We start from the raw sequence: 10,188 nt of genomic DNA on the forward strand, positions 1-10,188 counted from the left end.
GTGTGGGGCTGCAGGACCGTTGGCGCCAAGGATTGCGCCAACGAGCCCCCATTGACGGGTTTACGGCGTGTCCTGCAGCCCCACACCGCCCCGCCAGACCACGGAATCCGCTTTTGCTCTGGCTGTTGCCCTGGCCTCTGCGGGTGCAGGGCGCAGCCCTGCCGAAACCCACCCTCAGGAACTGCAGGACAGCATCGAGCAGCCGGCGCGGTTGTCGGCCCACGCCGGGCGCTTGCCGGCGAAATGCTCCAGCCCGGCACGCTCGGTGTACGGATCACGCAGTACGTCCTGCAACGCATGAACACCGCCGAGGTCGCCCTGTTCGGCGCGGTCGATGGCTTCCTGCGCCAACCAGTTGCGCAGCACATACAGCGGATTGGCCGCGGCCATCTTCGCCGTGCGTTCGCTGGCCGACAACGGATCGGCCTGCAACCGTGCCGCGTAGTCCTGCAGCCACTGCTGCAACGGTGCCTGCACCGCCTGCTGGCGCGCCTCGTCGTAGTACACCGCGTCCAGCAGCGCCGCATCCGCTGCCGTCGGATCGAGGCGCATCAGCGCGCGCCAGGCCAGGGTCATGTCCATGGCACCGTCCTGCATCAACTGCTGCCAGCGCAGGTAGAGCTGCAGGTCGTCATCGTCGGCAGCGGCCAGGCCCAGCTTGGCTGCGGCATCGCGACGGGTGCAGGCCACGAAGGTGGACTGGTAGGCCGCCAGACCGGCCTGCAGCGGCGCCACATCGGCGAACAACGGCGACAACGCCTGGGCCAATCGGCTCAGGTTCCAGTACGCCACCTGCGGCTGGGTACCGAAGCGATAACGCCGGCCCTGCGCGTCGGTGGTGTTCGGCGTCCAGTCCGGATCGAAATCCTCGACCCAGCCGTAAGGGCCGTAATCGAGTGTGAGGCCGAGCACGGACAGGTTGTCGGTGTTCATCACGCCATGCACGAAACCCACGCGCATCCAGTGCGCGATCATCTCGGCGGTGCGCACCGCGATCTGCGCGAACCAGTCGCCATACAGCGCCTCGCCCTGCCCTTCGAGCTCCGGAAAGTCGCGGGCGATGCAGGCGTCGACCAACTGCTGGAGCAACGCGGTTTCGCCACGCGAGGCCGGCAGTTCGAAGGAACCAAAGCGCAGGAACGACGGCGATACCCGGCCCACGATGGCACCCGGCTCCGCGCGCGGGTGGCCGTCGTAGAACATGTCACGCACCACGTCGTCGCCGGTACCGACCAGCGACAACGCGCGCGTGGTCGGCACCCCCAGATGGTGCATGGCCTCGCTGCACAGGAATTCGCGGATGGACGAGCGCAGCACCGCGCGGCCATCGGCGCCGCGCGAATACGGCGTCGGTCCGGCACCCTTCAGCTGCAGTTCCCAGTGACGGCCATCGGGTGCGACCAGTTCGCCCAGCGAGATCGCGCGGCCGTCGCCGAGCTGGCCCGCCCAATGGCCGAACTGATGGCCACCGTAGTTGGCCGCCCATGGCTGCATGCCTGCATACAGTGCGTTGCCACCGAATACACGCGCGAAACCTTCGCTCTCGACCTCAGCGGTATCGAAGCCGAGCATCGCGGCGACGTCCGGCGCCCAGGCCAGCAGCGTGGGCGCCGTCACCGGGGTCGGCATCACCGGCGACCAGGCCGCGCCCAGCACTTCGCGGCGGCGCGGGCCGGATTCGGGGTCGCCCGGCAGGGTATGCAGCAGGCGGTTGTCGAAACGGGGGCTGTCGGTATCCATGGTGCTGAAGATGGGGGCGACGGCCGCCCGCCTCAATTGCCGCTGAGCGCCTGCAGGTGGCCGCCGTGGGCCTCGGCACGCTGGTAGGCCGGGCGCTCACCGATACGCTTGAGGAAGCCACGCAGTGCCGGCTTGTCGTCGAGGCCACCACCGCGCGCGGCAGCGGCCTGGATCGGGAAGCTCATCTGGATGTCGGCCGCACTGAAGCGCTCACCGGCAAACCACGGGCTTTCGGCCAGGCGGCGCTCCATCCAGTCCAGGTGCAGGCGCCGCTGCGGGCCGATGAAGCCGCGCTCGGCCTTGTCGGCAATGCTGCGTGCGATCGGGCGGGCGAAGAACGGCATCGGCGCGCTGCGGATGCGACCGATCACCAGGGTCAGCAGCAGCGGCGGCATCGCCGAGCCTTCGGCGTAGTGCAGCCAGTAGCGGTAGGCGATGCGCTCGGCACCATCGGCAGGCGTCGGCGACGGCGACAGCTGGCGCTGGGTGTCGTAGCGGTCAGCGAGGTAGTCGAGGATCGCCCCGGACTCGGCCAGTACCAGCTCGCCATCCTGCAGCACCGGCGACTTGCCCAGCGGGTGCACGTTGCGCAGTTCCGGCGGCGCCAGCAGCGTCTTCGGATCACGCGGATAGCGGCGCAGTTCGTAGTCCAGCCCCAGCTCCTCCAGCATCCACAGCACGCGCAGGGAACGGGAGTTTTCCAGATGGTGGACGATGCGCATGGGGGGTGATCCTTGGGGAGGCCCACATCGTACCGCGCGCAGTGCATGCCCTTTGTAGAGTCGAGCCATGCTCGACTGGCTTTGAGAACAGTCGAGCGTGGCTCGACTCTACAAAAAACGGCGGGCAATAAAAAACGCCGGAAGCTTTCGCTTCCGGCGTTCTGGCTACCAAACGGTAGCAGACGGATTAGACCGCCTGCACCTGGTCAGCCTGCATACCCTTCTGACCCTGGACGGCGATGAAGGTAACCTTCTGGCCTTCCTGCAGGGTCTTGAAGCCGGTGCCCTGGATGGCACGGAAGTGCACAAACAGGTCCGGGCCGCTTTCCGGGGTGATGAAGCCGAAGCCCTTGGCGTCGTTGAACCACTTGACGGTGCCGGTCTGACGATCAGACATTTGACTAACTCCTGAAACACATGTTGAAAAAATCGCAGCCACCGGGTATCGGGGCCGAGACTGAGTTGCAGGCGTTGGTAAAGCGGATCGATGAGCGGATCGTGAGATCAACTGCACCAGGCCACGATTCACGGTGACCCTAGCAAACACAGTGGGACGAACGATACGCGTGTTTTCTGCAAAAAGCGATAGCCCGGACGTTCATGGGCAGACCCCGCCCGCTAGACGTGACAAGGGCTGGCAGCCGATCGAGGCTAACTCCGAGTCCCCATTCAGGATTTTCCTACCCTACACTGGGTAAATGACTGAAGCTGAAACCCAAGCTGAACCCGCTCTCCCACGCATCTGGGTAGACGCGGACGCCTGCCCCACCGTCATTCGCGACATCCTGTTCCGTGCCGCTGAACGCGTTGGGATCGAGCTGACCCTGGTCGCCAACCAGTGGATCCGGACCCCGCCCTCACGCTGGCTGCGCTCGATCCAGGTCCCCCAGGGCCTGGACGTGGCCGACAGCGCCATCGTCGAGCGGGTCGCCGCCGGTGACCTGGTGGTCACCCAGGACATCCCGCTGGCCGCACTGGTGCTGGAAAAGAAGGCGGTGGCGCTGAACCCGCGTGGCCAGCTGTACACCCCGAACAACATGGCCGAGCGGCTGTCGATGCGCAATTTCATGGAAGAGCTGCGCGGCGCAGGGGTGCAGACCGGGGGCCCACCGCCGCTGGGACCCCGTGACCGGCAGCTGTTCGCCGCCGAACTGGACCGCTGGCTGGCGCGGCGCCCGGTTCGCTGAACGGCCCTACCCGCCCAGGCCGGGCAGGCACAGGCGGCGCTGGCTGCTGAACCGCCTGGGCTCGCCGCTCAATGGATCGTCGAAGGCCAGCCCCTGCGCCAGCAGCTGCAGGGGCGCCTCGACCGTTTCATCCGGGCGCAGCATCAGCTGTGGATACAGGTCATCGCCCTCGATGGGGGCGCCCAGCATCGCCATATGCACGCGCAGCTGGTGCTTGCGGCCGGTTTCCGGCCGCAACCGGTAGCGCCAGACCGGCCCCTCGGCCTCGATCAGCTCGATCCGGCTGCGGGCATTGGGCTCGCCCGGCACTTCGGCCATGCGGAAGAACGGCTCCCCTGGCACCAGCCGGCTGTCCCGCTGCAACGGAAACGCCAGCCCCGGCAGCGCCGGTGCCAGCGCCTCGTAGGTCTTCCCGATGCGCCGCTCGCGGAACAGCCGCTGGTAGGCATCACGCGTGCCTGCCTGGGTGGAAAACAGCACCAGGCCGGCGGTCAGCCGGTCCAAGCGGTGCAGCGGCACCAGCTCGGTGTTGCCGGTGCGGACGACCAGGCGCGAGAGCAGGGTTTCCCGTACATACCCACCGGCCGGCGTCACCGGCAGGAAGTGCGGCTTGTCGGCCACCAGCAGGTGCGCATCCAGATGCAGGATGGTCTCGGCGAAGGGAATCACCGGCTCGTCGGCCACCTCGCGGAAGTACTGGATTTCCAGCCCCACCTGCCAAGGCATGTCCGGCGCCAGTGCCCTGCCCTGCGCATCCTGCACGCGGCCTCGGGCGAAGCGGTCCTGCCATTGCGCACGGTCGATGCGCGGGAAACGCGCGCACAGGCCATCGAGCAGGCTGGACCAGTGGCCGGGTGGCAGCTGCAGGCGGCTGGGCAAGGTCATGGCGTCCACTCCGGCCACGGGAAAGAGCGCAAGAGTGCCACCGTTGACGCTGCGCAGACAGACCGGCAACGGACACCCCTGGAGCAAACCTCTATCATTGTCGTCTTTAGTCCACGGACCCCCCATGGCCCTCACCGCCACCATCCGCAAGGCCGAACTGCAGATCAGCGACATGGATCGCGGCTACTACGCGACCCACAACCTGACCCTGGCCCAGCACCCGTCCGAGACCGACGATCGCCTGATGGTGCGCCTGCTCGCCTTCGCGCTGAACGCCAGCGACCGCCTGGAATTCGGCCGCGGCCTGAGCACCGATGACGAGCCGGATCTGTGGGAACACGACTACACCGGCGACATCCTGCAGTGGATCGACCTGGGCCATCCGGACGAATCGCGCATCCGCAAGGCCAGCAACCGCAGCCGCCAGGTGCAGGTGATCAACTACGGCGGCAACGCCTCGGAGATCTGGTGGGGCAAGCAGAGCAAGGGCCTGGCACGCTTCGACAATCTCTCGGTGGTTGATCTGGACGGTGAATTCGTCGAGCGCTGGGGCCAGCAGATCCAGCGCGCCATGCGCTGGAGCGTGCTGATCCAGGACGGTGAAGTGCAGCTGCTCAACGACCAGATCCAGCTCGACGTGATCCCGAACTGGCGCAAGCGCGCCAAGGCATGAGCACGATCCGTTGCGACGTGGTGGTCATCGGCGCCGGTGCGGCCGGGCTGATGACCGCAATCACGGCTGGCCAGCGCGGCCGCCAGGTGCAGGTGATCGACCATGCCAACAAGGTCGGCAAGAAGATCCTGATGTCCGGCGGTGGCCGCTGCAACTTCACCAACACCGGCACCACCCCGGCCAACTTCCTGTCGGCCAACCCGCACTTCTGCAAGTCGGCACTGGCGCGCTACACGCCCTGGCACTTCATCGAGCTGGTCAGCAAGCACGGCATCGCGTATCACGAAAAAGAGCTGGGCCAGTTGTTCTGCGATGTCTCGTCCAAGCAGATCGTGAAGATGCTGGTGGACGAATGCCAGGCGGCAGGCGTGCAGGTGCGTACCGACTGCAGCGTGCAGCGCATCGAGCATGGCAGCGATGGATTCCGCGTGCACACCACGCAGGGCCTGTTCCATTGCGCCTCGCTGGTGGTGGCCACCGGCGGCCTCTCCATTCCCAGCATGGGCGCCAGCGGCTTCGGCTATGAAGTGGCCCGACAGTTCGGCCACCAGGTGCTGCCGACCCGCGCCGGGCTGGTGCCGCTGACGCTCAGCGGCAAGCACCAGGAACGGCTGGCCGATCTCAGCGGCGTCGCTCTGCCCATCGAGGCGCGCTGCAACGGAAAGAGCTTCCAGAATTTCATGCTGCTGACCCATCGCGGCGTGAGTGGCCCGGCGATCCTGCAGATCTCCTCGTTCTGGCAACCCGGCGACGCGCTGGAGCTGGACCTGCTGCCCGGCCAGGATGCCGGCGAGTGGTTGCGCCAGATGAAGCGCGAACGTCCTGCCGCCGAGCTGCGCACGGTGCTGGCCGAGGTACTGCCGAAGCGGCTGGCACAGCGGTTGTGCGAACACTGGCTGCCCGACCGGCCCGTGCGCCAGCTGGACGAGCCGGTGCTGCGCCAGGCCGCACAGCTGCTGGGCGCGTTCCCGCTGGTGGCCAGTGGCACCGAGGGCTACCGCACCGCCGAGGTCACCCTGGGCGGCGTGGATACCGCCGAGGTCTCGTCCTCGACGATGGAATCCAAGCGCGTGCCCGGCCTGCATTTCGTCGGCGAGGTGCTGGATGTGACCGGCTGGCTGGGCGGCTACAACTTCCAGTGGGCCTGGGCCAGCGGCCACGCAGCCGGTGGCGTGGTGTGAACCACATCGCCGTTCAATGCGTGCAAGGGGTGCGCGCATGGACGGTTCGCCGCGCATCGTGTATCTAGATTTGCAGATTGGGGAGCAGTGCATGCAGAACGCGAACGACATCACCATCCGCCTGCTGATCGTCGATGACAGCGGCGAGAATGCCGAAGCCATCGTCAGCACGCTGCGCAACAGCGGCATCGCGGTACGCCCGTGGCGTCCGCAGGATGCAGCCGAGCTGGCCCAGGTACTGGCCAGCCAGGCCATCGACCTGGTGCTGGCTTCGCCCTCCCAGGGCATCCCGCTGCCACTGGTGGCCCAGCATATTGCTGCCAGCGGCAAGGACATTCCACTGGTACTGCTGGCCGAGCGCATCGACGAGGACGAACTGGTGCAGGCCAGCAGCCATGGCATCCGCGCCCTCGCCCTGCGCCAACGTCCGGAGCATCTGCTCGCCGTGGTCCGTGACCAGTGGGTGGACCTGCAGGCGCGTCGTGGCCTGCGCCGCATCGAGGCGCAGATGCGCGAGACCGAGCGCCGCTGCGACGCGCTGATCGCCTCCTCGCGCGACCCCATCGCCTACGTGCATGAAGGCATGCACATCCGCGCCAACGACGCCTATCTGGAGATGTTCGGTTACGAGCATTTCGACGACATCGAAGGCATCTCGCTGCTGGACATGGTCGCCGCCCAGCACGTGGAGGGCTTCAAGCAGCTGCTGAAGGGCCTCAGCCGTGGCGAGGCGCCGCCGCCCCAGTACCAGCTCGACGCGCGCCACGAGGATGGCAGTGCGTTCCCGGCGACGATGGAGTTTGCCGCTGCCACCTACGAAGGCGAATCCTGCCTGCAGGTGGTGCTCCGCCGCCGCATGGAATTCGACCCCGAGCTGGCACGTGAGGTCGAGGACCTGCGCCAGCGCGACCAGGTCACCGGCCTGCTCAATCGCCCGACCTTCATGCTGCAGCTGGAAAGCGCGGTGGCCCAGGCCGGGCGCAGCGAAGGCCAGTTCGGCCTGCTGCTGATCGAGCCGGACCACTACGCGCGCCTGCTGCCGGACATTGGCCTGGCCTCGGCCGACACCCTGATCGGCGCCCTTGCCGGCCAGCTGGCCGAGGTGGTCGGCGAGGACGCACAGCTGGCCCGCTTCGGCGAACACAATTTCGCCGTGCTGCAGGCCGGGCCCTACGCACAGACCGTGGCGCTGGCCGAGCGCATCCGCGAAGCCTACGCCGCGCACGTCTTCAGCATCGGCGCACGCTCGGCCACGGTGACGGTCAGCATCGGTGGCGTGCAGGTGGGCGAGAAGATCGCCAGCATCGGCCAGGTGCTGGCGCGCGCCAGCGAATGCACGCAGGCCGCCGCAGAACTGGGCAACACCTGCCGCATCTTCGACCCGGCCGCCGCCGACCGCGTGGAGGAAGAACGCGTGCTGCGCTGGGTCGCCCGTATCCGTGAAGCGCTGGCCGGTGACGGCTTCCAGCTGCACTACCAGCCGGTGCTGAACCTGCAGGGCGAGTCGCTGGAGCTGTATGAGGCCTACCTGCGCCTGGAGCACAACGGCGAACTGCTGAGTCCGACCGCGTTCCTCGGTATCGCGGAGGAGCACGGCCTGCTGGCCGACATCAACCGCTGGGTGGTGTCACGGGCCATCGCGGTGCTGGGCCAGCGTGCACGCGAAGGCCATGCCACGCAGATGCTGGTGAAAGTGACGCCGGAATCGTTCGACGACCCGCAGATGATCGCTACCCTGCGCCGCGAGCTGCAGGCTCAGGGTGTGCCCGGCGAACGGCTGTGGCTGCATGCGCCGGAAGCGAAGGTGTTCACCCACCTGCGCAGTGCACAGCAATTCCTTGCCGAAGTAGCACCGCTGGGCTGCCGCATCGGCCTGGAGCAGTTCGGTTCGGGGCTGGATTCGTTCCAGCTGCTGGCCCACTTCCAGCCGCAGTTCCTCAAGCTGGACCGTGGCTTCACCAGCGACCTGGCAGCCACCCGCGAGAACATCGACCGCATCAGCCAGATCACCGCGCGCGCGCAGGAAGCCGGCATCCGCACCATCGCCGAGTTCGTCAGCGATGCCAATTCGATGACGTTGCTGTTCAGTGCCGGCGTGGACTACGTGCAGGGCGACTTCGTTGGCCCGGCGATGCCGGAGATGGGTTTCGAGTTCGGATGACCGATGGTAGTGCCGGCCACTGGCCGGCACCACCCAAAGAGAAGGCCGGCGTTCGCCGGCCTCTTCGGTGGTCAGGTCAAGTCGACCAGATTTTAGTTATTCACCGCCGGATTGACGTCGGCCTCGTAGTCGACACCCTCCACGCCAAAACCGAACAGGCGCAGGAAATCGGCCTTGTAGCCGGCCAGATCGCTGATCTCGTACAGGTTCTCGTTGGTCACCTGCGGCCACAGCGCGACCACCTTGCCCTGCACGTCCGCGGCCATTTCCTTGTAATCGGCACGCAGGCGGCCTTCGTCATCGACCAGCGCGACGGTGTGGCCATCGCCATCGACCAGGTCGTGGCGCAGACGATCGACCGCCACGCCATCGGCCTTGCCGCCGTAGAGGATGTCGTACAGCACGTCGAGCTGTTCGATGCAGCCTTCGTGCGTGCCCTTTTCCTTCATCACCTTGAACAACAGCGACAGGTACAGCGGCATGGTCGGAATGGCCGAGCTGGCCTGGGTGACCACGGCCTTCAGCACCGACACGCGCGCGTCGCCACCGATCCTGGCCAGCTTCTCGCGCAGGCCCAGCACCTTGTTGTCCAGGTCCTTCTTGGCCGCACCGATCGAGCCATTCCAGTAGATCGCCTGGGTGATCTCTTCGCCCACGTAGGTGAAGGCGGTGGTGGTGCAGCCATTGGCCAGCACGCCGGCGTCGGCCAGCGCATCGATCCACATCTGCCAGTCATCGCCGCCCATCACCGCGACGGTGCCAGCGATTTCTTCCGGGGTGGCCGGCTGCAGATGGGTCTCGGTCAGCACTTCCTTGTCGGTATCCAGGCCACGCAGGGTGATCGGCTCGCCGATCGGCTTCAGCGTGGAGCTGATGATCTCTCCGGTCTTCGGGTGCTTGCGGCGCGGCGCGGCGAGGCTGTAGACGACCTGGTCGACCTGGCCGAGATCGGCCTTGATCATCTCGATGGTCCTGGCCTTCACTTCATCGGAGAAGGCATCGCCGTTGATGCTCTTGGCGTACAGGCCAGCTTCGTCGGCGTACTTGTGGAACGCGGCCGAGTTGTACCAGCCCGCGGTGCCCGGCTTGGTTTCACTACCCGGGCGTTCGAAGAAGATGCCCAGGGTGGCGGCGCCACTGCCGAAGGCGGCAGTGATGCGCGCAGCCAGGCCGTAGCCGGTGGAGGCGCCGATCACCAGCACGCGCTTGGGACCATTCTGGATCGGCGGACGTGCGCGGATGTAGTCGATCTGCTGCTTGACCGCGGCTTCGCAGCCGGTCGGGTGGGTGGTGACGCAGATGAAGCCGCGGACGCGCGGTTTGATGACCATGGATACCTCGGGTTGGCAGATGCGGCGCGCGGGGCGCTCAGCAGGAATACGGGCGCGCGCCTGCGCGCGCGAACCGCAGGATCGTAGTGCGCGGGGGAAGATTGCACAACCGACGGCGGCGTAGGGTGGGGTTTGTTCTGCAGGGTTGCACCCTGCACCCGCAGAGGCCGGAGCAACGGCCGGAGCCGGAGCAACTTCAAAAGCTGGGTTCCTGTGGGTTGGCGGGGTGGGTCCGGTTGCGGGGGACGCCGTAAATCCGTCCATGGAGGCTTGGCCGCGGCATCCATGCCGCGGACACCCCCGCAACC

The 10,188-nt window shown here is 66.9% G+C and carries 9 protein-coding genes; 4 read left to right on the top strand and 5 right to left on the bottom strand.

Going from position 1 to position 10,188, the window contains the following annotated elements:
* Positions 1-174 precede the first annotated feature (174 nt).
* The 3 genes from ABE423_RS19520 to ABE423_RS19530 form a co-directional block, all read right to left on the bottom strand.
* Positions 175-1,740, bottom strand: a complete 1,566-nt coding sequence (locus ABE423_RS19520) for a protein adenylyltransferase SelO (protein ID WP_346487229.1) — start codon at positions 1,738-1,740, stop codon at positions 175-177.
* Between the two features lie 32 nt (positions 1,741-1,772).
* The gene (locus tag ABE423_RS19525) at positions 1,773-2,462 is read right to left on the bottom strand and encodes a glutathione S-transferase (protein ID WP_180836819.1); all 690 of its coding nucleotides are present in this window, start codon (positions 2,460-2,462) and stop codon (positions 1,773-1,775) included.
* Between the two features lie 187 nt (positions 2,463-2,649).
* Positions 2,650-2,859 carry a cold-shock protein gene (locus ABE423_RS19530; RefSeq protein ID WP_004153307.1) on the bottom strand — a complete coding sequence of 70 codons (210 nt, stop codon included), beginning with the start codon at positions 2,857-2,859 and terminating at the stop codon, positions 2,650-2,652.
* 301 nt (positions 2,860-3,160) lie between these two features.
* Between ABE423_RS19530 and ABE423_RS19535 the strand changes: the two genes are divergently transcribed.
* Positions 3,161-3,649, top strand: coding sequence for a YaiI/YqxD family protein (locus ABE423_RS19535; protein WP_010484520.1), 489 nt, complete (start codon positions 3,161-3,163; stop codon positions 3,647-3,649).
* A gap of 6 nt (positions 3,650-3,655) precedes the next feature.
* Here ABE423_RS19535 and ABE423_RS19540 read toward each other — a convergent pair whose 3' ends face one another.
* Positions 3,656-4,534: a pseudouridine synthase gene (locus ABE423_RS19540; protein WP_125895965.1), complete on the bottom strand. Its 879-nt coding sequence runs from the start codon at positions 4,532-4,534 to the stop codon at positions 3,656-3,658.
* A gap of 124 nt (positions 4,535-4,658) precedes the next feature.
* On the opposite strand from ABE423_RS19540, the gene ABE423_RS19545 reads away from it, so the two are divergent.
* The 3 genes from ABE423_RS19545 (at position 4,659) to ABE423_RS19555 (ending at position 8,549) form a co-directional block, all read left to right on the top strand.
* On the top strand, positions 4,659-5,207 hold the full coding sequence (locus ABE423_RS19545) for a YaeQ family protein (RefSeq protein ID WP_125895966.1): 549 nt from the start codon (positions 4,659-4,661) through the stop codon (positions 5,205-5,207).
* The gene (locus ABE423_RS19550) at positions 5,204-6,388 is read left to right on the top strand and encodes an aminoacetone oxidase family FAD-binding enzyme (protein WP_197616592.1); all 1,185 of its coding nucleotides are present in this window, start codon (positions 5,204-5,206) and stop codon (positions 6,386-6,388) included. The genes ABE423_RS19545 and ABE423_RS19550 overlap by 4 nt, the downstream gene beginning before the upstream one ends.
* Before the next feature lie 91 nt (positions 6,389-6,479).
* The gene (locus tag ABE423_RS19555; RefSeq protein WP_346487233.1) at positions 6,480-8,549 is read left to right on the top strand and encodes an EAL domain-containing protein; all 2,070 of its coding nucleotides are present in this window, start codon (positions 6,480-6,482) and stop codon (positions 8,547-8,549) included.
* 92 nt (positions 8,550-8,641) lie between these two features.
* Here the strand turns inward: ABE423_RS19555 and fabV are convergent, their stop codons facing one another.
* Complete coding sequence (fabV, locus tag ABE423_RS19560; protein WP_346487235.1) at positions 8,642-9,880, bottom strand: enoyl-ACP reductase FabV; 1,239 nt, start codon at positions 9,878-9,880, stop codon at positions 8,642-8,644.
* Positions 9,881-10,188: the final 308 nt, after the last annotated feature.

The organism is Stenotrophomonas sp. TWI1409 (assembly GCF_039673015.1).
Lineage (GTDB): Bacteria > Pseudomonadota > Gammaproteobacteria > Xanthomonadales > Xanthomonadaceae > Stenotrophomonas > Stenotrophomonas maltophilia_A.

What these genes read in the sequence shown, in the direction of transcription:
- ABE423_RS19545 (WP_125895966.1), top strand. Translation starts at nt 4,659, where the DNA reads ATGGCCCTCACCGCCACCATCCGCAAGGCCGAACTGCAGATCAGCGAC.
- ABE423_RS19555 (WP_346487233.1), top strand. Translation starts at nt 6,480, where the DNA reads ATGCAGAACGCGAACGACATCACCATCCGCCTGCTGATCGTCGATGAC.
- ABE423_RS19535 (WP_010484520.1), top strand. Translation starts at nt 3,161, where the DNA reads ATGACTGAAGCTGAAACCCAAGCTGAACCCGCTCTCCCACGCATCTGG.
- ABE423_RS19530 (WP_004153307.1), bottom strand. Translation starts at nt 2,859, where the DNA reads ATGTCTGATCGTCAGACCGGCACCGTCAAGTGGTTCAACGACGCCAAG.
- fabV (WP_346487235.1), bottom strand. Translation starts at nt 9,880, where the DNA reads ATGGTCATCAAACCGCGCGTCCGCGGCTTCATCTGCGTCACCACCCAC.
- ABE423_RS19520 (WP_346487229.1), bottom strand. Translation starts at nt 1,740, where the DNA reads ATGGATACCGACAGCCCCCGTTTCGACAACCGCCTGCTGCATACCCTG.
- ABE423_RS19550 (WP_197616592.1), top strand. Translation starts at nt 5,204, where the DNA reads ATGAGCACGATCCGTTGCGACGTGGTGGTCATCGGCGCCGGTGCGGCC.
- ABE423_RS19540 (WP_125895965.1), bottom strand. Translation starts at nt 4,534, where the DNA reads ATGACCTTGCCCAGCCGCCTGCAGCTGCCACCCGGCCACTGGTCCAGC.
- ABE423_RS19525 (WP_180836819.1), bottom strand. Translation starts at nt 2,462, where the DNA reads ATGCGCATCGTCCACCATCTGGAAAACTCCCGTTCCCTGCGCGTGCTG.